The 22,689-nt window shown below is 37.6% G+C and carries 17 protein-coding genes; 8 read left to right on the forward strand and 9 right to left on the reverse strand.

The features are described from left to right. Positions 1-1,628 precede the first annotated feature (1,628 nt). The 6 genes from DRF67_RS17085 to DRF67_RS17110 form a co-directional block, all read right to left on the reverse strand. A complete protein-coding gene (locus DRF67_RS17085; RefSeq protein ID WP_115929511.1) occupies positions 1,629-2,450 on the reverse strand; it encodes a class I SAM-dependent methyltransferase in 822 nt (273 codons plus the stop codon). 119 nt (positions 2,451-2,569) lie between these two features. After that, positions 2,570-4,432, reverse strand: coding sequence for a tRNA uridine-5-carboxymethylaminomethyl(34) synthesis enzyme MnmG (mnmG, locus tag DRF67_RS17090; protein WP_115929512.1), 1,863 nt, complete (start codon positions 4,430-4,432; stop codon positions 2,570-2,572). 147 nt (positions 4,433-4,579) lie between these two features. Further along, positions 4,580-4,999: an rRNA maturation RNase YbeY gene (gene ybeY, locus DRF67_RS17095; RefSeq protein ID WP_115929513.1), complete on the reverse strand. Its 420-nt coding sequence runs from the start codon at positions 4,997-4,999 to the stop codon at positions 4,580-4,582. Between the two features lie 4 nt (positions 5,000-5,003). Further along, positions 5,004-7,160 (reverse strand): patatin-like phospholipase family protein, encoded by a 2,157-nt coding sequence (locus tag DRF67_RS17100; RefSeq protein WP_115929514.1) that lies wholly within the window; start codon positions 7,158-7,160, stop codon positions 5,004-5,006. A 2-nt stretch (positions 7,161-7,162) separates the two neighbouring features. After that, the gene (locus DRF67_RS17105; protein WP_115929515.1) at positions 7,163-9,610 is read right to left on the reverse strand and encodes a bifunctional UDP-N-acetylmuramoyl-tripeptide:D-alanyl-D-alanine ligase/alanine racemase; all 2,448 of its coding nucleotides are present in this window, start codon (positions 9,608-9,610) and stop codon (positions 7,163-7,165) included. Between the two features lie 180 nt (positions 9,611-9,790). Then, positions 9,791-10,378: a thymidine kinase gene (locus DRF67_RS17110; RefSeq protein ID WP_115929516.1), complete on the reverse strand. Its 588-nt coding sequence runs from the start codon at positions 10,376-10,378 to the stop codon at positions 9,791-9,793. Positions 10,379-10,439: 61 nt separating this feature from the next. Here DRF67_RS17110 and DRF67_RS17115 point away from each other — a divergent pair, with 61 nt between their 5' ends. The 4 genes from DRF67_RS17115 to fabG all read left to right on the forward strand — a co-directional run bounded on the left by DRF67_RS17115 (position 10,440) and on the right by fabG (position 15,034). Next, complete coding sequence (locus DRF67_RS17115) at positions 10,440-11,921, forward strand: hypothetical protein (protein WP_115929517.1); 1,482 nt, start codon at positions 10,440-10,442, stop codon at positions 11,919-11,921. A gap of 2 nt (positions 11,922-11,923) precedes the next feature. After that, on the forward strand, positions 11,924-12,598 hold the full coding sequence (gene rsmI / locus DRF67_RS17120; protein WP_115929518.1) for a 16S rRNA (cytidine(1402)-2'-O)-methyltransferase: 675 nt from the start codon (positions 11,924-11,926) through the stop codon (positions 12,596-12,598). Between the two features lie 8 nt (positions 12,599-12,606). Continuing rightward, positions 12,607-14,130: a WG repeat-containing protein gene (locus DRF67_RS17125; protein ID WP_123912769.1), complete on the forward strand. Its 1,524-nt coding sequence runs from the start codon at positions 12,607-12,609 to the stop codon at positions 14,128-14,130. Positions 14,131-14,290: 160 nt separating this feature from the next. Continuing rightward, complete coding sequence (fabG, locus tag DRF67_RS17130; RefSeq protein WP_115929520.1) at positions 14,291-15,034, forward strand: 3-oxoacyl-[acyl-carrier-protein] reductase; 744 nt, start codon at positions 14,291-14,293, stop codon at positions 15,032-15,034. An 84-nt stretch (positions 15,035-15,118) separates the two neighbouring features. Here fabG and DRF67_RS17135 read toward each other — a convergent pair whose 3' ends face one another. Further along, positions 15,119-16,156, reverse strand: coding sequence for a GMP reductase (locus DRF67_RS17135; RefSeq protein WP_115929521.1), 1,038 nt, complete (start codon positions 16,154-16,156; stop codon positions 15,119-15,121). A 37-nt stretch (positions 16,157-16,193) separates the two neighbouring features. On the opposite strand from DRF67_RS17135, the gene DRF67_RS17140 reads away from it, so the two are divergent. From DRF67_RS17140 to DRF67_RS17150, 3 genes are read left to right on the forward strand one after another with little or no spacing between them, the layout of a single operon-like run. Beyond that, positions 16,194-16,967 (forward strand): prolipoprotein diacylglyceryl transferase, encoded by a 774-nt coding sequence (locus DRF67_RS17140; protein ID WP_228435841.1) that lies wholly within the window; start codon positions 16,194-16,196, stop codon positions 16,965-16,967. A gap of 2 nt (positions 16,968-16,969) precedes the next feature. Continuing rightward, on the forward strand, positions 16,970-17,197 hold the full coding sequence (locus tag DRF67_RS17145; protein WP_115929522.1) for a hypothetical protein: 228 nt from the start codon (positions 16,970-16,972) through the stop codon (positions 17,195-17,197). 20 nt (positions 17,198-17,217) lie between these two features. After that, entirely contained in the window at positions 17,218-18,621 is a 1,404-nt protein-coding gene (locus DRF67_RS17150) for a radical SAM protein (protein WP_115929523.1), read from the forward strand. Between the two features lie 201 nt (positions 18,622-18,822). Here the strand turns inward: DRF67_RS17150 and surE are convergent, their stop codons facing one another. Beyond that, a complete protein-coding gene (gene surE, locus DRF67_RS17155) occupies positions 18,823-19,611 on the reverse strand; it encodes a 5'/3'-nucleotidase SurE (RefSeq protein ID WP_115929524.1) in 789 nt (262 codons plus the stop codon). 396 nt (positions 19,612-20,007) lie between these two features. Then, positions 20,008-20,178: a lmo0937 family membrane protein gene (locus DRF67_RS17160; protein WP_115929525.1), complete on the reverse strand. Its 171-nt coding sequence runs from the start codon at positions 20,176-20,178 to the stop codon at positions 20,008-20,010. A gap of 345 nt (positions 20,179-20,523) precedes the next feature. Here DRF67_RS17160 and DRF67_RS17165 point away from each other — a divergent pair, with 345 nt between their 5' ends. Further along, positions 20,524-22,653 carry a carboxy terminal-processing peptidase gene (locus DRF67_RS17165; protein WP_115929526.1) on the forward strand — a complete coding sequence of 710 codons (2,130 nt, stop codon included), beginning with the start codon at positions 20,524-20,526 and terminating at the stop codon, positions 22,651-22,653. Positions 22,654-22,689: the final 36 nt, after the last annotated feature.

Genomic DNA, 22,689 nt, shown 5'->3' on the forward strand with positions numbered 1-22,689 from the left:
CGATGTTTTTTTGAAATTCAGATATAACCTTAGGTTATGATAGTCTACAGACTTTTGATTATCTGAAGATTATGTGTGGACTGACATTTGATCCAGATTGTACCTTAATTTAATTCAATTTTTTGAGGGTAGATTTTTCTTTTGGAGTGTTAATTTTCGTAGAAAAACTGACGCGTATTTTAGCATAATTTTGATTGAGAAAAGTTATAAATGACATTTAAAAGTTGCAGGGAATTTTGTTTGTTCTTCAGTATGATTTGGGGTCAGAATAATCTATAATTTAGAACTTTTATGAAAAGCAGAGTACAAGAAAGTATGGCGTTTCCTGTCATAAGGGATGATAATCTACTTGTGATGTATTGGAGAAAAGCAGGCAATTCTTAGAATGCTCGGTAAAGATGTATTAAAAATCGCTGCAGGTTCTGCATAGTGAAAGTAGTCGCAGATGGGTTAATAATTATTTGCAATTTCTATAAATTCCATTGTTTCTTAAGTATAATGAAGAAGCAGTTCTTTTGATGATAAATAGTATTTAGGTCTCCGCTCATATTCGGGTGTAATGAAAATATAAGACTTGTAAAAAGATCCTGCTAACCCAGCGGCAGTATATTGTGTCACCGCAAAGATCTTATGCATTATGGGTTTTATAGTGTTAGTAATGACGATTTGTATGTATAAATAAAAGAGTAGGAGGGAGGATAAAATCCGGTCAGTTTTTTATTATACTTTTTTCAAGATATTAAGTTTCGTATCGCGGGCATGTGCGGATATTACCATGTGTTTATTATTTTTTAGTAGCTGTTTATTGAAGTTGAATTACTGTTAGTTTATTGATTATCACTAAGTAATTTCAGTTAATTGTGCACATGGTACGTTTGCACAAAATTTTTTATTTTGTATTGTTTATGTTGATTAACCTTGACTGTATCAGGTTGGTTATGAGATGTTAAACTTTTTTTTAATTTATATTTTTAAATCTGTACTTTGTTTGATGGTGGTAGCGATAAGATGTTTTTTTTCCAGATTTTATGTAGAGCAGTTTATTTTGCGGTGAATCGATAGTGCTTGTTAAATCAGTTGTTCAAGAAATCTATTTAAAAGTAAGCCCGATAGTTTTGCCAAAATTCTAATAAAGAGAATTTTATTGAGTTTCGTATTTTTTAAAGCTTGTGTGTGGGTCGGTGATTTTTAAATGTTGCATAGCTCGATGTTAATAATGATCTTGTAATAATCATTTTAGTTTGTATTCGAATAAAAAATTTAATTATAGAATTTCATAAAGCAGTAGGATTCTTATAATCTTCTGTTTCCCGATTGATATATATTAGAAATAAGTTGCTAATGGCTGTACCTTATTAAAATCAGGCATTAGGGATTAAATTTTCTAGCGAGATTATTTTTTTGAATATATCGGTATCAAGTTTCTTTTTATGAGTAAAGTATAAAATTAATTGAAATTAGAAATTTATACGATTAAGAGGGTAGGGGAGAATTGAATTTTTTTTCAATGAAATGTGTAATGGAAAAAATTCAAAAAAAATAAACTCAGGAAAATTCTCCTGAGTTTTTGATTTTTATGTTGAAAATGCTTAAAATCGACCTTCAGAAAGGCTTTTAAAATCGATTTTCTATCTTTTTTCGATAATATATACCAAACTCGAAAATTCGTTCGAAAAAAGGGCGTTTACGTTAGAAATCGTTCCGAAGATGGCTGCTTTAAGCCAAAATAAGGGTGATTTTTTATATTTTTCGCTCAACATGGAGATGTAGTATGAATCCAGAATCAAAGGTTTGATCTTTCTCATTTTCCAGCCAGTTTTTTTCGAAATAAGGTTTTCCATTCCATTTTTGGAAAAATGGTAGATGTGTCTGGGTACATCGTAGGCAGCCCAGTATTCTTTATAATGTTTTGCATCATAGGAAGTAGTGTTGGGTACTGCAATAATAAGCAATCCTTTTTCCTTTAATTTTTTATGAAATGTATTTAACATTTCATCCTGGTTTTCGATATGCTCAAAGACATGCCACAGAGTAATGGCATCCAGGGTGTTGTCTTTAATAGTATTGATATCGTCAATTAGTGTTGCTCTTGTGATCTTGGTTTGTGCAGCTTTTCTTGCATCAGCATCAGGCTCGAATCCGAATGATTCAAAATCAGATTCTATGTATTTTACAAATTCTCCTGCCCCGCAGCCATAGTCTAGAACCTTAGATCCTTTTTTTATTCTGTCGATCAGTATATTTTTTTTGTACTGCAGATTAAAAGATTGGAGAAATTTATAGAGTTTCTCTTTAAAGCTTCCTGAGTCCTGATGATGAGAAATATAATCTTCGCTTTCGTAATATCTTGAAATATTGGAAGGAATAGGCGTGGTCTTATACACTCCTTTGGTATCTGTTTCTTCTATTTCAAATATTTCCTGTGAAAGAAAATGATCTTTTATTTTCATTGAAATCGTTATCTTTTATTCTATTAAATAATAAGGCATCTATTGCTTCCATATGAGCTTATAAATGCCTTATTTTTGGTTTTTATTGTAAATAATGTTTCACGTGAAACATTTATTTTTTAACGTCCTAAATACACTAATAAAACATTAATGTCAGCAGGGGATACACCACTTATTCTTCCTGCCTGTGCAATTGTCTTCGGGCGGACGTTTGACATTTTCTGTTTTGCTTCAGCTGAAAGGCTTGAAAGCTTTGTATAGTCGAAATCATCCGGAATTTTAATGTTTTCAAGTCGGTTCAGCTTGGCCACATTTTCTTTTTCTTTCTCAATATAGCCCTTGTATTTGATGTTAATTTCTGCCTGCTCTCTTACTTCATCGCTATACTGGGTAGAAAACTCTTTAATGAAATCTATTTTATCAAGTTTCTCAAGCGTCATGTTGGGTCTGGTCAAGATCTGAGCTGCTCGGAACGCCTGATCTACAGGGCTGCTTTCAATAGTTTCTAGAATAGGGTTGATGATACCTGGTTTTAAAGATGTTTCTCTTAGAAATTCTTCAAGTGACTGACTTTCAGATACTTTTGTTTCAACTTTACGTAACCGGTCTTCTTTTGCCAATCCTAATTGATACGCTTTTTCCGTTAACCTAATATCTGCATTGTCCTGTCTGAGGAGCAGTCTGTATTCGGCACGTGAAGTAAACATTCTATAAGGCTCCTCAGTTCCTTTGGTAATCAGATCATCAATTAATACTCCAATATAAGCTTCATCTCTGTTGAGGATAAATTCGTCTTTTTCATGAACTTTATTGTGAGCATTTATTCCAGCCATTAAGCCTTGGCCAGCTGCTTCCTCGTATCCTGTTGTTCCATTAATCTGGCCAGCAAAATACAAATTGTCAATCAGCTTGGTTTCTAAAGTGTGTTTTAGCTGGGTAGGAGGGAAGTAGTCATATTCTATGGCATAGCCCGGACGGAATACTTTTACATTTTCGAATCCTGGGATATGTTTCATTGCTTTGATCTGTACATCCTCCGGAAGAGAAGAACTGAATCCGTTTACATAGATTTCAACAGTTTTCCAACCTTCCGGTTCCACAAATAGTTGGTGTCTGTTTCTTTCCGCAAACCGGTTGATTTTATCTTCAATACTTGGACAGTATCTTGGACCTAAACTCTGGATGGTACCATTAAACATTGGACTTCTGTCAAAACCTTCCCGCAGAATATCGTGTACGGTCTCATTCGTATAAACGATATGACAGCTTAATTGTTTTGTTAGTTTAGGAGTATCCAGATAGCTGAACTTTTGTGGATTTTCATCTCCTTTCTGTTCTTCCATTTTGGAGTAATCCAGACTTCTGCCGTCGACTCTGGGTGGAGTACCGGTTTTCATTCTTCCGGCTTCAAATCCTAAAGTGACCAATTGTTCAGTAATACCAAATGCTCTTGGCTCACCCATTCTTCCACCACCTAATTGTTTGTCGCCAACATGGATCAGTCCATTAAGAAATGTTCCGTTTGTTAAAACTACTGATTTTGCTCTGATCTCAATTCCTAAAGAAGTAACAACACCTGCTACTTTATTATTCTCAATAATCAGCTGTTTCACCATATCCTGAAAGAAATCAAGATTGGGAGTATTCTCTAACGCCATCCGCCATTCTTCAGCGAAAAGCATTCTGTCATTCTGGGTTCTCGGGGACCACATAGCAGGACCTTTGGATAGATTAAGCATCTTAAATTGTATGGCAGATTTGTCTGCTACAATTCCGGAATATCCTCCCATGGCATCAATCTCTCTTACGATCTGTCCTTTTGCGATTCCACCCATTGCAGGGTTGCAACTCATCTGTCCGATGGTCTGCATATTCATTGTAATGAGTAGTGTTTTTGAGCCCAGGTTGGCTGCTGCAGCTGCTGCTTCACAACCGGCATGTCCTGCACCTACTACGATTACGTCATATAGTTCTGAAATCATTTTTTATCTCGCTTATTTAAGCTTTAAACCTTATCTTAATAATCAATGTTTCACGTGAAACATTTTTGAAGAATGCACTCCAGATAAACTTATGTTAATGCTATAATAGAGCACTTTACATATCGGACTTTAAGCGATTATTGAATTTTAAAGCTTTAAATCACGGTATTTGGCTAAGTATAGATCTTCCATTCTCCGCATCTCTTTTTCCTCCTCTTCTGTCTTGTCTTTGTAGCCTGCAAGATGTAAAATTCCATGCGCTAAGACCCTTCTCAATTCTTCTTCATAATCCCGGGACAGGGTAGAGGCGTTATCAGAAATGCGCTGCAAAGATACGAAAATCTCAGCGCTTATTGTCTTGCCTTTTACATAATCAAAAGTGATGATATCTGTATAATAATCATGTTGCAAATAATCCTGATTGATCTTCAAAAGATATTCATCATCACAGAATATATAATTGATTTCTCCTGTTTTTTTTCCTTCCGAAAGAATAAGATCTTCCAGCCATGTTTTGTAGTCTGTATTTACCGACTCCGGTAAATTTTCGTAAAAGAACTGTATCATTTTTTTAAAACCAGTGTCCTAAAATAACACTGAATATACCTTTTTGATTGTTTTTAAGTGAATGGCTGAAGTTTACTTTTATCTGCCCAAAAGGAGATTTATAACCTGCCGTTAATCCCAGTGAGCTATAATTTACTTTAACTGCATCTTCGAACTTGATATCGTTCGAAAGATTGGCAAAGCTGAAATTTCCACTGATAAAATAGTTTTTATTAAATTTAAACTGAACATCATTAGAAGCCAGGATAAAATTATTTGTATGAAGCTGGGCAAAATAAAATCCGCCAAAGCTTTTGAAGTTAATCACATTCTGTTCAAAAATTCCCCCCAAACGGTACTGATAGTATTGAGGAAGATGTTCGCCAAGGGTAATCCCTCCAAATAAATTCAGACGGTAAGTGAATTGCTTACCTAGCGGAATATTGACTCTCAGATCAGCTTTTACCTGGACGATCCTTTTGTCTACTTCAGACTTTAAAAGATCCACCACCTTTCCTTCAGCGGAAAAGTAAACCCCTTTGGTAGGGAATTCCTTATCATCCTGGGTGTCGCTCTTCAAAAATATATAAGGATTCAGAAAACGGCCATAGCGCGTGTTTTCACCGTTGATTTCGGCCTTAAAATAGTCATGGCTTATTCCGCCTCCGATAGCGAATTTATCCTTCCATACAGACTGTATATAGGCTTCATTTCTGGCCCATTCCCATTTGTCGATGGTATTGTTGTCCACATTCTTTAGATCGAAGCTCATTCCGGAAGAATAGATCCCAAAGCCAGGAATATATCCATTATCTATAAAGTAATTCAGATAATACCTCAGTTTGTCACCGACAATGATGTCGACGGATAGATTCGAGTTTTTAAACAGGAGTCTTTTGGCAGAATAATTCAGAAGAAGACCTGTCTTGAAAATTTCATCATAATGCAGCCCGAATTTCAAGAAATGGCGCGCGTCATCCTCAGTAACATAGAGCTTCAGGTAATTCGCATCATTTTCCTGAACGATATCGTAATTAATGAAGCGGTAATTGTTGGTGGCAACAAGCTTATCGATCATTTTATTGATACTGCCATAAGTCTGCATTGAAGGAAGACGTAATCCCATTTTCCCCAGCGTGTAGTTTTTTCCATAAATTTTGCTTCCTTCGATGGAAATACTGTCTATCTTGTATACATTTGAATAGATGGGATTGATACGCTGTCTCAGGCGGTCAAAAGGCCGTTTTGGCAGCCGATCCAGTACCTGCGTGTACTTCAGACCTTCTACATAGCCACTGTCAAGGATTTTTTTCTTGTCATCATAACTTGTCGCTGACATGCCTTTCAGGTTAGGCTTGATATTAATGTCTGTATATTTATATTGCTTTCTGGTGTCTCTTTTGATTCCAAAATCGATTACCTGATTGAGAATGGTTATAATATTGTTCAAATCCTCTCTTTTGGAGAGATCCTGGTTAAGGTCCACCCCAATTACGATATCGATTCCTTTATCCTTTAAAGGCTTTGAAGGATAGTTGACTGTCATGGCTCCATCAATATAGATACTGTCACCTATTTTTACCGGGTCCATCAGAGAGGGAAACGCAGAGCTTGCCATAATAGACTGCACCAGATCTCCCTTTTCAAAAATCTGCATATTCCCGCTTTCCAGATTGGTTGCCACACAAAAAAACGGAATAGGCATTTTGGAAAAATCTTCGATATTGGAGACATTCTTAAAAAGTTCCTTCAGCAGGTAAACATTCCTCTGTCCCGTACTAATAGAGGAGGGAAGGTTTATTTTTCCATTTTTCAAAGGGATTGATAAAAGATATTTATCCACGGATTTATTGAAAAAGGTAGTTTCCTGTCTGGATTTAGGATCCATGATCAGAGAATAGAAGTCCGTGTCCATGACAATTTTTTCTATTTCCTTTCCTGAATATCCGGAAGCATACAGGCCCCCTACAATGGCTCCCATACTTGTTCCGGCAATATAATCTACTTTCACTCCCAATGAATCTAATATTTTAAGTACTCCGACATGTGAAAAGCCTTTGGCACCACCGCCGGCGAGTGAAAGACCAATTTTTGGGTTTTTCGGAATCACTAAATCTTTCTTTACCTGAGAATGAATCAAAAGTAATTGGAATACGAAGAGAAGAATCAGGAGTTTTCTCATAGTTAATCTTTTATATAAATCCGTTTCACCCGCGGTGAAATGGAGGTTAATACTTCATAGGTTATTGTTTTGCAGTAGCCTGCGAATTCTTTTAACGTGGGTTTGGCGTTGAAAACAGTCACCATATCGCCTTCTTTCACAAGGGGAATGTTGTCCACGTTGATCATCATCATATCCATACAGATATTTCCAACGATAGGGGCGAGGATCTTATTGATGCCCACATTTCCTACCTGGTTTCCGATCAGCCTTGGAATACCGTCTGCATAGCCTACAGGGATGGTCGCGATCATGGTAGGCTGTTCAGCTTTGTATTTTCTGCTGTACCCTACAGATTCTCCGGCTTTCACTGTTGATATCTGTGAAATTACGGTTTTAAAACTTACCACAGGCTGCAATTGTCTTTGTATTTCAGTGTCGGGCGATTCTCCAAGCATTCCGATCCCTATTCTTACCATATCATACTGATGATTGGTATAGCTTGTGATTCCCGATGAATTCAGAATGTGTCTGATAGGGGAATAGCCTAACAATTCTGTAAGATACGTTGAATTTTTTTCAAAAACTTCCAGCTGTTTCATCGTAAATGCTTTTTCTTCCGGCATATCCGAAGAAGACAAATGGCTGAACATACTCTGAACCTTTAGATTCTTCAGACTTAAAGTTTCACTTAAACGGTCCAGTTCAGAATCTTTAAAACCAAGACGGTGCATTCCCGTTTCCAGCTTGATATGAATAGGATATTTTTTATCATATCCTGATTTCTGTACCGCCTCATAAAAGAGATCAAGAACTCTGAAACTGTAAATTTCGGGTTCCAGATTATATTCTATGATGGTCTGATAACTGTGTTGTTCAGGGTTCATCACGATGATAGGAATGGTAATTCCTTTTTTACGAAGTTCAACACCTTCGTCTACATAAGCCACACCCAGATAATCGATATGGTGGTGCTGGAGGAACTCTGATATCTCATAACTGCCCAGGCCATAAGCATTAGCTTTTACCATCGCCATCATTTTAGTTTCCGGCTTCAGCAGCGATTTATGATAATTGATATTATGAAGAATAGCATTGAGATTCACTTCCAGTACCGTGTCATGCTTTCTCAGTTCGAGAATATCTTTAAGTTTTTCAATTTCAAATTTTCTGGCACCTTTCAGCAGAATAATCTGATTTTCCAGTTCAGTGAGATGCTTACTGTCAATCAGTTCTCTTGTATCAATAAAAGTATAGGTTTTGGTATTGAATAATTCACTAAACTTTGAAATTTCATCACCAATGAGGAATACAGAATCAAAATGCTGCTCATTCACGAGCTCCGAAACCTCTTCATACAATTCCCTGGAGTTGGTATTTACGCCTACAATATCTGTTAACACCAGAGACTTCTTAGGTTTATTGTATTCATTCAGAAATTGCAAAGCGGTCTTCAAAGAATCAAGATCGAGATTAAAAGAATCATTGATCACGATATTCCCTTTAATTCCTTCGATGGCTTCAAGCCTCATTTCAACGGCTTTCAAAAGGTTGATTTTTTCGACGATCTTTTTATTTTCGATGTGAAGTTCCTTTAGGACGGTAATAAGCGCCAGAGCATTGGTTAATGTTGCTTCGTCTCTCTGGTGGGCAGGAAAACTGATTTCTTCTCCAAAATAATCAACGATAATGTTTTCATCTCTGGAAATATTATTTTTTATGAAAACCTGATTTTCTTTTTGCAGTCCGTACGAGATTAATTTTTTGTCCCCGTAAGATTCTTTTATTTTTTGGCTGACTTTAGAATTGTCTCCATTGTAAATAATTACTTTTGAATTTTTAAAGAGTAGGATCTTTTCATCAATCAGTTCCTCTTCAGAAGAAAAGTTCGCAGCGTGGGCTGTTCCAATATGGGTAAGCAATCCGATCTGAGGATGGAAAATATTTTCAAGTTTTTCCATTTCGTCCGGCTTCGAGATACCGACTTCAAAAATTCCAAGGGTGTGCGAATGGCTGATCTGAAGAAGAGAAAGCGGGAGACCGATCTGAGAATTAAAACTTTTCGGACTCTTTACTGTAGGAAATTCATTCCACAGGCATTGATAGAGCCATTCCTTCAAAATAGTCTTTCCATTGCTTCCCGTAATTCCAATTGATTGCAAATGGGAATTTTCGAAGTGGTATTTGGCGAGTTTTTGGAGAAATTCCACAGAATTGTCAACAAGGATCCAGGTGATATCTTCAAAATCAGGATACTGGTGCTCGGAGATAATCACTTTAATTCCTCTGTCAATTGCAGATTCAATAAATTTTTCACCGGAATTTTTATGAGTATTGATAGCGATGAAGGCCGTATTTTTTATTGAATAAATAATCCTGCTGTCATAGGCGATATTTTTAATCGTAAGACTTCCGTCTCCAATAACCTGTGCATTGGTGATTTCTGCAATGTGTTGTACTGTGTAGTTCATTGGTACCCTTTCTGCTTTATTTAAGGCGAAATTGCAAAAAGGTAAAATCACAAAAGGGAAGAGCTTACGTTTAAGCTGATGATTCTTTAAAAGATCTTACAATATTGCTTTTTCTTTTTTTACTTATTGTTTATTTATGGGCTGTATGTTTTTTGGTTTCCATTCAGCCGGTTTGCCGGTTTATTTTCGCTTTGAAAGCACTTCATCAATAAAAACCCTGCGGCTTACCGCTTCATAACTTTCTGTTTCTCCCAGTTCAACAAGGTCTGCTCCCTGGGAAGTTCTCATGGAATAATTGGCAAGATTACCTGTTCTCTTACAAATAGCATGCACTTTTGTAACATACTCGGCGGTCGCCATCAGATTGGGCATTGGTCCGAAAGGTCGTCCCAGAAAATCCATATCTAATCCTGCAATTACCACCCGTACGCCACTATTGGCAAGCTGATTGGCCACATCTACAATGCTTTCATCAAAAAACTGTGCTTCATCAATGGCTACGACATCGCAATTGGAAGCCAGCAGAAGAATTTCATTTGGATTTTCTACTGCGGTACTGCGTATTTTATTCTGATTGTGTGAAACCACATCCTCTTCGGAATACCGGATATCCAGTTTCGGTTTAAAAATTTCCACGTTTTGCCCTGCCATTTCTGCTCTTCGTAGTCTCCGGATCAGCTCCTCGGTTTTTCCTGAAAACATAGAACCACAAATCACTTCCATCCAACCACTTTGTTTGGAATGATTAATTGTATTTTCTAAAAACATTTGTTAAATTAGCCGTATATTTTTAACATCAAAAGTAAGCAATTTTAATAAGAATCTTATTATGCAGAATATCCAAGATTTAAAGGAAAAGATTTTTTTTGAATCCAAGAATATCATTGATAATCTGGACAAAATAAATAACGTAGACGAATTACTTTCCAAGCAAGATCTTGTAGATGAGCTTGCTAACAGGATTTCTTTTCTGAAACTGCTGGAAAAAAATATTGAATATTTCGTAGCAGACCAGCCCGTACAGCATTTTGAAAAGTATCCGGCATCGTTTTCTTCCGGTGAGTCCGAATATCATGATTCAGGAAATGAAGTAACAGAAGAAGAAGCCATCTTTAACAATGAGCTGAACGAAATTGATGAAAATGAAAACTTTGCTGATGAATCCAGAGAAGAGGAGGCTGTTTTCAGTCACCAGCTTGATGATATTATTGAAAATGAGTTCCATGAAAATATAGTCAGTTTCGCTGAACAGAATGAAGCTGAAAGTAAGATAGAAAACTCTTCTCCAAATGGAGTTACAGAAGAGGAAGCTGTCTTCAACAACCAATTGAACGAAATTGAAGAAGAAGAAGATGCTATCAACCGGGGCGGGGTCTTCAGCTTTGTGGATGAAGAAAAAATTCTTGCCGATGCAGAACCTGATTCAAGCGAAGATATTAATGAAGAGATGTTCCATAATGACGTAACGGAAGAAGAGGCTGTATTCAACAATCAACTGAATGAGATCGATGATGATGAGACTGAAAGTACCGAACCGGAAGGCAAAAGGGATACTGATTTTGCAGCAACAAATGCTGCTCCGGAAAGTATGGTAACTGAAACGATCCCAAGTATTTTTGATACCGAAATGCTGGACGATGAAATTCTGATTGAAGAAAATGAAGAACCGTTTATCTCTTCAAATGTATCCCTGGAACAGGGAGAAATGGCTACTGACACGTCTAATGTAGAAAACATTCTGAACGATATAAAAAATGACCACGCAGGGGAAGAGCTGAAGGAAGAACGTATCCTTGCGGAAGTCTATGACAGACGAAAGATTGTTGAGATCGACAAGCCTGCTGCCGAAACAGAAAAACATCCTTCTGATCTAAGCTTTGAAGATCTGGAAGCCTATAATCAGGAGAAAAAAATAAAATTAGCCAATATCAAAGGATTAAAGGCCGTACAGTCGCTTTTTGATGATGATCCACTGGAACGAGAGGTTATCAAAGAAAAAGAAACATCGGACCCGGTCGCTAAAGACGAGACGGGAAGCATCCTGAAATCCAATATTCCTACCCATCTTATGGAAGCTGAAAAGCAAAAACCTGAATTCAGGCTGGATCTGAATGATAAAATTGCTTTTTCAAAAATGTTGTTTGAAGGAAGCCAGACTGATCTGAATGATACGGTAGCGATGCTGAACCATTTTAAAACACTGGAAGAAGCTAAAGAATATCTGAGTGACCTGTATTATGAAAGAAAATGGAGCAAGGTGGACGAATATGCGCAAAGACTTTGGATATTGGTGGAAAATAAATTCTTATAATTTTGAGCGGAATCTTATATTTTGTTCCCACGCCCGTTGGGAACCTGGAAGACATGACTTTCAGGGCAGTGAATGTCCTGAAAGAGGTCGATTACATTTTATGTGAAGACACCAGAACCTCAGGAATACTTTTAAAGCATTTTGAAATCTCAAAGCCTTTAAAATCCTATCATTTACACAATGAACATCAGGCGACCGAGAAAGTAATTACCGACCTTAAAAACGGTCAGAATATTGCCATTATTACCGATGCGGGAACTCCTGGAATTTCAGATCCCGGTTACTTACTGGCCAAAGCAGGTGCAGATAACAATATAGAAATGATCTGCCTTCCGGGAGCAACAGCATTGATTCCCGCTTTAGTCGTTTCCGGGCTTCCCAATAATGAGTTTTTATTTGCCGGATTTTTACCCCAGAAAAAAGGAAGACAGACCAAGCTGAAGCAGCTTGCTGAGGAAAAGAAAACAATTGTTCTGTACGAAAGTCCCCATAAAATCAATACCACCCTGGAACAAATCAGGGAGTTTTTTGGTGAAAATACCAAAGCAAGCTTAAGCCGTGAAATCTCTAAAAAATTTGAGGAGACGAAGCGGGGGACCATCAGCGAATTAATTGAATTTTCCAAGAGTAAAACTTTAAAAGGGGAGATTGTTCTCATCGTCAATAATTCTATTTAAATTTCTCATTGAAAAAACTAATTTTTGTCTTGTGTTCTGCTGTTTGTATGTCACAAACCAACCAGTACACAAAAGTTCTTCTATCCAAAAAAACAGGGAAGGAGATCAGCTCATATTCTGACGGATTTGGAACGGCGTATGACCCTGTTTCCAAAAAGCAGGGAATTGTAGATGCCCAGGGAAATATAACTTTTGAGTCTCCCTATAAAGGTGGAGTTTCCCATATATTCAAAGACAGGTTTATCCTGTATTCTGAAGAGGGAAATAGAAGGAAATCTGCAATTATTGACGAAAAAGGCAATGAATTGATTCCTTTGGATTACCATGATTTCAATACCCCATGGTGGAGTAAGGAACGTATTATCTGTTCCAGGCAGAATACTGAAGCGGTATATGATTTTCAGGGAAAGCTGATTATCCCGGATTCTGACAAGATCCGCTTTGCAGGAAAGGCTACCTTCTTTGTACTGAAAGATAAAAAGTGGAGGCTGTATGACCTTAATGGACAACTGGTCAGTAACAGAGAATTTAAAAAGGATTACAGCTTTGAAAATGGCAGGGCTCTGATTACCAATGAGCAGGATCAAAGTGAGATCATTGGTGAAGACGGACAGACCCTGCATGTGTTTTCAAAGAATGTGACAGATATAAATGCATATCCTTATCTGATTACTCAAAATAAAGCTACAGGAAAATATGGCCTTATGGATGCCGGTGATCATATGATTGCGGAAGAAATCTATCATGAAATAACCCCGGAGTATTTTGGTAAAAAGGAGTATGTTTACCTGAGAAAGAATAATAAAACAACCGTTTTCTGTAAAAAAGACCAAAAACTATATCCCAGCGGCTTTAAATATTTAAATCCTGTAGCCGAAAACCTTTTCAGGGTATACAGTGGTCAGTCTGACAAATCAGGAGTCGCCGATCTTCAGGGAAATATAATTCTCCCTCTGGAATATGAAGTGATTAAAGACTTTATCATTTCCGGAAAAGAATGTATTTATCTTAAAAAAGGAAATGAGGAAAAACTTTTGAATCAGGACCTCAAAAATATGCTGAACGAAGGGGATCAGATCGTGGGAGTTTATCCTGAAAATGTTATGATCCAGAGAAATGGTTTGTATTACAGATTTTCAGTAATCGATCAGTCTGCGATAGAGCTTAAGGGCATTACACTGGTGAAAAAACAGACGGTGGATTCTTTTAATTTTCTTAATGTGTATTCAAAGCCGATGGTCTGCATGAACAGTGATCATCTTTATGGGATAATAGATGCAAAAGGTACGGAAATTGTACCGTTTGCGTACGAAGATATTGTTGCATTTGACAACTTTGAAAATGAAATCATCGTTAAAAAAGACGATAAATATGGTGTTTTAAATTATCAGAATGAACCTTTAGCAGAGGTGATGTATGATAAATATTTTTGGATGAAGGAAGTTTTGAAATTGAGTAAGGATAAAAAAACAGACTATATTTATTTCACCAGATTTAGAAATGAAGAAGGTAAAAATGCAGTAAAACGATAAAAAAATAACAAAAAAGGTTAGTATTTTCATGTTTTCAATGGGTTGAATAACAAATTATAATATCTTTGCACACCGTTTAATTTCAGGAATGGAATTATATTTACCATTGAGTCAGCAATCAGTAGCTGAACGTGTTATAAAGAAATAATTGTCAATAGATATGAAAATATTAGAAGGAAAAGTAGCACTAATTACCGGAGCTACAAGAGGAATCGGTAAAGGCATTGCTGAAATGTTTGCTCAGCAGGGAGCAAAAGTAGCATTTACCTATGCAGGTTCTGTAGACAAAGCTAAAGAATTAGAAGCAGCTTTAAGTTCTGTAACCCAAATTAAAGGATACCAGTCTGACGCATCAGATTATGATGCTGCCCAGAAATTGGTGGATGAAGTGATGGCAGAGTTCGGACAGATCGATATTTTAATCAACAATGCAGGGATTACAAAAGATAACCTGTTATTGAGAATGTCCAAAGAAGATTGGGATAAAGTAATCAAAGTAAATTTAGATTCAGTATTCAACCTTACCAAAGCGGTTATCAAGCCGATGATGAAGGCAAGAGCGGGATCTATTATCAATATGACTTCAGTAGTAGGGGTAAAAGGGAATGCCGGACAAGCCAACTATGCTGCGTCTAAAGCAGGAGTAATAGGATTCACAAAATCTGTCGCTTTGGAACTGGGTTCAAGAAATATCAGATGTAATGCCATTGCTCCGGGATTTATTGAGACGGAAATGACTGCTGTTCTGGACGAAAAAACAGTGCAGGGATGGAGAGACGGAGTTCCGATGAAAAGAGGAGGCCAGCCGGAAGATATCGCTAATGCCTGTGTATTCCTGGGAAGTGAAATGTCAGCGTATATTACCGGCCAGACACTCAACGTAGATGGCGGAATGTTAACTTAAAAATAGAAGAGGCTCTACAAAGTGTAGAGCCTCTTTATCTTATCATCTGCGTAGCCGGATTGACAGGCAAGTCTTACATTTGATTTAGTTGAAAATCTGATTTTCCTGTTCCTGAACTCTTATAAAAGTAGTTCTTTTGGAAAGTTCTCTAAGTTTCGAAGCTCCTACATACGTGCACGTAGACCGTACACCACCCAAAATATCTTTTATAGTATCCGAAACAGGACCTTTATAAGCTACCTTCACGGTTTTGCCTTCGGATGCGCGATATTCTGCGACACCTCCGGAATGTTTATCCATAGCTGTCTTAGAGCTCATTCCATAGAATAAACGGTATTTTTTACCATTTTCTTCAATCATTTCTCCACCACTTTCATCATGACCGGCAAACATTCCGCCAAGCATGACAAAATCTGCACCACCGCCAAATGCTTTGGCAACATCTCCAGGTACCTTGCATCCGCCGTCTGCAATAATATGCCCGCGCAAACCATGAGCAGCATCAGCACATTCGATTATAGCGGATAACTGCGGATAGCCTACCCCTGTTTTCACTCTGGTCGTACACACTGATCCCGGCCCGATTCCTACTTTTATGATATCTGCCCCTACCAAAAGCAGTTCTTCCACCATTTCACCGGTGACTACATTCCCTGCGATAATGATCTTATCGGGGAAATTGGCCCGTGCGCGCTTCACAAAGTCAACGAAATGCTCAGAATAGCCGTTTGCTACATCAATGCAGAGAAACTCAATTTTTGGATGCTTTTCAAGGATCTGGCGGATCTTTTCCTCATCTGCTTTTCCGGTTCCTGTACTCAGAGCAATATACTGATGAATGCTCTCGGGCTGGCTTTGCAGAAAATCGTTCCATTCATCAGGAGTATAATGTTTATGAACAGCTGTAATGATTTTTTCTTTGGCCAGTTCCACTGCCATTTCAAAAGTTCCTACTGTATCCATATTGGCCGCAATTATGGGAACTCCACTCCATTTCTTTTGGGTATGGCGAAAGGTAAATTCCCTCTCAAGATCTACCTCCGAACGGGATTTCAAAGTTGAACGTTTCGGGCGGAACATTACATCCTTGAACCCCAGTTTTATGTCATATTCTATACGCATTTTGTAATTATTTGTCAGAATAAAGGTAGTAAATAATATGAAATGGATTATTTTTGAAGCAATGGATTTTCCGGTAACCTTTCATATTTTCGGCAAAACGGTGCTTGCACATCCTCTCTTTGAGGCTGTTGGAATGTTTATGGGAATGCGCTATTATTATTACTTAAAAAGAAAATCACCTGATAAGTTATCTTTCAACACTTCTGCAGCTGTGCTCATCGGGGCAACTGCCGGAGCATTATTAGGCTCGAAACTTATAGGAAACCTTGAAAATCCTTATAGGCTGTTTGAAGATTTCAGCATCAAAAATTTCTGGTCAAACAATACCATTGTCGGTGGTCTTGCTTTTGGTCTGCTCGGTGTAGAGCTGGCTAAGAAAGTTGTCGGCCACAAAGAAAGTACGGGAGATTTAATAGTTTTTCCATTAATGCTGGCCATGATCATTGGAAGGGTAGGCTGTTTTCTTACCGGAATTTACGAAGAAACGTATGGGATTCCTACAGATTCTGTTTTTGGAATGCATCTGGGAGATTCTTATCTCAGACATCCCGTAGCCCTCTATGAAATTGTATTTTTAATGATCCTTTGGGGAGTCTTAAAATATTTTCAGAAACATAAAAAATATAAGGCAGGTTTTCTTTTTGAGCTGTTTATGTTGAGTTATTTTCTGTTCAGGTTTCTTTTGGATTTTATAAAACCGCGGATAGAAATTGCAGGCAGTCTCGGAACGATTCAGCTGGTATGTATCGGAGTAATTATTTACTATCTTTATCATATTAAAAACACCCTGTTTTTAAATTTAAAATATTAAAAATGAAAACTTTAACCATTTTAGAAGCTGGGAATCTCGTTGGAGTGGTCGTTATGATTGTCGGAATGATCATCCTGGGGGCCGTATTTATATCCATTATCGTTACTTTTATTGTCAAGATGATCTATGAAAGCAAAGATGACCGAAAATTCAGTAAAAAACAGTTTATCCAGACCATGGTGATCTGTCTGTTAGTCTGTGGGCTGATCAGCGGATATATCTGCGGATGAGGATTTTAAAAGATTAATGTATGCCAGTAAGAAATTATACCTATTACGATTATACAATCAGCCTTTGCCCGGAATGCCTGAAGAGGGTGGGAGCAAAAATTATCATAGAAGATGAGGCTGTTTTCATGACCAAAAGATGCCCGGATCATGGATTTTTTAAAACCAAGATCGCATCCGATGTTGCCTACTATAAAAACATCAGAAATTATAATAAAGCCTCAGAAATGCCGCTTCATTTCGGAACTGATGTTGAGTACGGATGTCCTTATGACTGTGGACTCTGTGTGGATCATGAGCAGCACAGCTGTTTGTCTATCGTAGAAGTTACAGACCGCTGCAATCTCACTTGCCCGACCTGTTATGCGATGTCATCTCCTCATTATGGACAGCATAGAACTCTGGAGGAAATAGAAGCCATGTTTGATGTGATCGTTAAAAATGAAGGCGAGCCGGACGTTATTCAGATCAGCGGAGGAGAACCTACGATTCATCCTGAGTTTTTTAAAATAATGGATATCGCCAAGTCAAAGCCTGTCAAGCATCTGATGCTGAATACCAACGGGATAAGGATTGCCAATGACCCTGGGTTTGCAGAAAAGCTCGCAACCTATGCTCCGGAATTTGAAATCTATCTTCAGTTTGATTCCTTTAAACCTGAGGTGCTGGAAGATTTCAGAGGAAAAGATCTTACTGCCGTGAGAATGCGTGCCCTTGAAAAGCTGAATGCGCTTAATCTTTCCACGACGCTGGTCATTGTTCTTCAGAAAGATAAAAATATAGACGAGATTGGGAAGATCATAGAATTTGCCCTGAAGCAGAAGTGTGTCAGGGGAATCACTTTCCAGCCTGTAGAAATTGCGGGAAGAAACAGAGCGGATTCTGCACATGAGAAAATAACATTAACGGAGGTTCGGCAGGAAATATTGAATCAGTTTCCCCTTTTGAATTCTGACGATATTATTCCTGTTCCCTGCAATCCGGATGCTCTGGCGATGGGATATATCTTAAAGCTTGAAGGTGAAATTATTCCTTTAACCAGATATATTAACCCCGCAGATCTGCTGAACAACGAATCGAAGAATACCATTGTGTATGAGCAGGACAAAGGGCTGCACATGCAATTGCTGGATATTTTCAGTACCGGAATTTCGGTAGATAAAGTAAAACCAAAAGTCAATCAGCTTCTTTGTTGCCTTCCGGAAGTAAGCGCTCCAAATCTGGATTATGATAACCTTTTTAGGATTATTATTATGAACTTCATGGACGCTCATGATTTTGATGTAAGAGCAGTGAAGAAATCCTGTGTTCATATCGTTAATAAAGATCTGAAATTAATTCCTTTTGAAACCATGAACCTTTTCTACCGTGATGATAAGAAAAGCTATCTGGAAGAATTAAGAAAAGAAGACAAAGTGTTATTCTAACATAGAAAATTAATCGCACCATTTTTTAAAGCATAATCACCTGGGTCTATCTGCGCAACCTGTGGTTATTAGATTTTACCACAGACGGCAATGGATTTTCACAGATGATGATTAGTAACAAAAAATGTGTTATCTGTGAGAAATATAAAATAAAAAAAGCGTGAAATCAAATTCACGCTTTTTAATCTTTAATAAACATTTTTATTTAACTTCCTTTTCGGTGTCAAAAACCATTACTTCTTCCAACGTTTTCATATACTCATACGCAGTAAGGTCAAACTTCACGGGTACAATAGAAATATATCCGTTAGCCAAAGCCGTTTCATCAGCATCTTCAGAATCATCCATATTGTTGAAGTAACCTGTTAGCCAATAGTATTTTTTTCCGTGTGGATTGATTCTTTCATCAAAGCTTTCCTCCCATTTAGCATGAGCTTGTTTGCAAACTTTTACCCCTTTTATTTCCGATGCAGGAAGTTTCGGGATGTTGACATTCAAAACAATTCCTTTTGGCATTGGGTTTTCAAGAGTTCTTCGTACAATATTCTGAATAAACTCTTTGGCCTGGGTAAAGTCAGCTTCCCAACTGAAATCCAGCAATGAGAATCCAATGGCAGGAATTCCTTCTACCCCTGCTTCTACAGCAGCAGACATTGTTCCTGAATAAATTACATTAATGGATGAATTAGCACCATGATTAATCCCTGAAACGACAATATCCGGTCTTCTTTTCAGAATTTTATCAAGAGCCATTTTTACGCAGTCAACGGGGGTTCCGCTGCATGAATAATCTGTCTGTGGCCCTTCCAGGGTGACTTCTTCGTAGCTTAGAGTAGAATTGATGGTAATAGCGTGGCCCTTGCCACTTTGAGGAGAGTTGGGGGCTACCACAACTACTTCTCCGATTTCGTTCATAAAACTGATCAAATTTCTGATACCCGGAGCTGTAATTCCATCATCATTAGTAACCAGAATAAGCGGTCTTTCCATATATTATCTTAATTTTTTTTATACAAGTGCAGTGTTTTTTTGTTCATTTCAGAATGGAACAAAAGAATTTTCAACCCATCAAATGTAGGTAAAAATAAGACGCGATAAAACAGGAGGTGTAATATTAGGAAGCAGAATTTCTCTGCGCAAATTGCTGTACAGCGATCTGGAAAGGCGAATCGAAACCTTAGATTCTACGAAATATCTTAATAGGTAATATGCTCCACCTCGAATATGGGGAATGGATTTATCGGTTCGATATTAATGACCGGGAAATCCACGTAAAAATCAGAACTCTACAGATGCTTCTTCGAATACGGAAATTCTGAACAAGGAGCATCTGTAAAAGAGCCCGATTAATAATTTCATTTAAGTGATTATACAATAGAAAGTGGCCTAATCCAGAGGTTTTCTACCTGTAATAATGTTATAAAGAACGACCACAATGGCAATCACCAGCAAAATATGTATCAGATACCCTGTGCTGATTCCCGGTACAATTCCCAACATTCCTAAAAGCCAAACAACGATGCAGATCACTGCAATTAACCATAGTAAACTTCTCATGACTTTGTAATTTTAATGTTATATGGTTAAATATTAGCATATTTTATGCCTTTAAGGAATAAAATTAATTTTTGTGGTAGCTGTTTTTTGTATTTAGGCGAATATTTTAATTTTCTCATGTAAAATAGAGAAATGTGGTTCTTATTTTTTGTGCTACATCCAAAGTGCCTGATAAAAGGAAATCTCTTCCAGAGGATTGTGTATTTACGATCACTTATAATAAAAATAATTAAAACTGTACGATATTTGTAAATAAGGTATTAAATTTGGTAGTTTGTAACAGTACCATTAATTAGGCTACTAATTACAATACGTATTTTAAAAATTAATAAATAAAGACAGTTTATGTGGAAAAATTTCAAACTGAATAAATTTTTACTCCTAATTCCATTAACCAGTCTAATGTTTTGTTTCAACTCGCCAAAGAATGACGATGAAAAGATGCAAACAATAATGGTGAGCGTAAAGAACACACTTTCTTATCTTCATTATAGTCCAAAAGCTATCAATGATGCCTATTCGAAGGACGTTTATAAGCATTATTTCGAGCTGGTAGATCCGGCGAAAAGATATTTCCTGCAGTCTGATATGGATGAATTCGGCAAGCATGAGATCAAGCTTGATGACTATATCAACCAGGGAGATCTTAGTTTCTATAAGCTTACCATAGACAGGCTTTACCAGCGAGTTGACGAGATTGATAAAATCACTCAGGATATTTTCAGTAAGCCGATTAACCTTCAGGAAGAAGAATCGCTTACGCTGGAGCCAAAGCTTAAAAAAGTTCCGGCCAACAAGCAGGAGCAGTATAATGAGTGGAAAAAATTCATCAAGTATAATATTCTTCAGGAAATTGAATCGATGAACAGTAAAGAGGAAGCTCAGAAAGAGAAAAAAGATTCTGTTCAGAAGTACAAATTAAAAGATACCATCAAGTTCAAACCTCTTACTCAGGACGAGAAGATCAAGAAGGCGACTGATGAAGTGAAGGACCTGGTAAAAGATACTTTTACAAGATTCAAAAAGAGAAAAAAAATGGATTGGTTTACCGTGTATATGAATGCGTATACGGAGGTCTTCGACCCACACACCAATTATTATTCTCCAAAAGATAAAGAAGATTTTGATACCCAGTTTACCGGTAAGGTAATCGGTATCGGGGCAATCATCCAGGAGAAAAAAGGAAACCTGTTCCTGGGCGCTCTTACCATCGGGGCTCCTGCATGGAAATCCAAGCAGCTTTCAGAAGGAGATAAGATCCTTAAAGTAAGATCTAAGCCGAAAGATGATGCCGTGAATGTTGTTGGAATGCTTTCCGACGAAGCCGTAAGGTTGATCAGAGGAGAAAAGGGAACACCTGTCACCCTTACCGTTCAGAAAAAGGACGGATCTATTAAAGATGTGACCATGATCCGTGAGGAGGTGGCCATTGAAGATACTTTTGCAAGAAGTATTGTCGTGAATACTACGGGTGGAAAAAAATATGGGTTTATCAACCTTCCAAGCTTTAATGCCGATTTTGAAAATGCCAAAGGAAGAAATGCTTCTGATGATATTAAAAATGAGATCATTAAACTGAAGGCTCAGAATATTGAAGGGATTATCCTGGATCTTAGAAATAATGGCGGTGGATCTCTAACAGAAGTGGGGGATATTATGGGGCTGTTTATGGAGGCAGGGCCTTACGTACAGGTGAAAGACGGAAATGGGAAGATTCAGACCCTAAAGAATAAAAATGAAACTCCGATATGGACCGGTCCGCTGGTGATCATGCAAAATGAACTCTCAGCTTCTGCTTCAGAAATTCTTGCAGGGGTAATGCAGGACAACGGAAGAGCAATGATTATTGGTTCTCCACAGTCATTTGGGAAAGGAACCGTTCAAACCTTTGTAGACCTGAACAGATTCCTGAATACCGAAGATGATTTCGGATCTTTGAAGCTGACGATCCAGAAGTTCTATAGAATCACAGGAGAGTCTACGCAGAGAAAAGGAATTGTTTCAGACATCCAGATGAAAGATTTCTTTACCTATGCAGAAGTAGGAGAAAGATATGACGATTATGCCCTGGCCTGGGATAAAATCCCGGCTACGAAGTTCCAGAAGCTGAACTATTTTAATATTCAGGCTCTGGAGAAGGCAAGTGCAGACAGAATGGCTAAGAACAGCAATTATCAGCTGTTGCTGGAGTCAGCACAATGGAGAGAAAAGCTGGATAAGGAAGAAAGCATTACATTGAATATCACGAAATTCAATGAGCTGATGAAGCACAGAAAGTCTCAGATCGAAAAGTTCAAAGCTTTGACCAAATTTGAGAACGGGCTTCAGTTTATGATGTATCCAAGCGAAGTTGAAAGACAGAAGAAAGATGAAGCTTTCAAGAAAAAATCCGAGATGTGGATCAAGAATCTGAAGAAGGATCTTTACCTGCAGGAAGCAATAAATATTGTTTCGGACATGGGAGCAAAATCATAAAAAAAAGAAAACCGCTAATAAAAGTTAGCGGTTTTT

Source organism: Chryseobacterium pennipullorum, from assembly GCF_003384725.1.
GTDB classification, from domain to species: Bacteria; Bacteroidota; Bacteroidia; order Flavobacteriales; family Weeksellaceae; genus Chryseobacterium; species Chryseobacterium pennipullorum.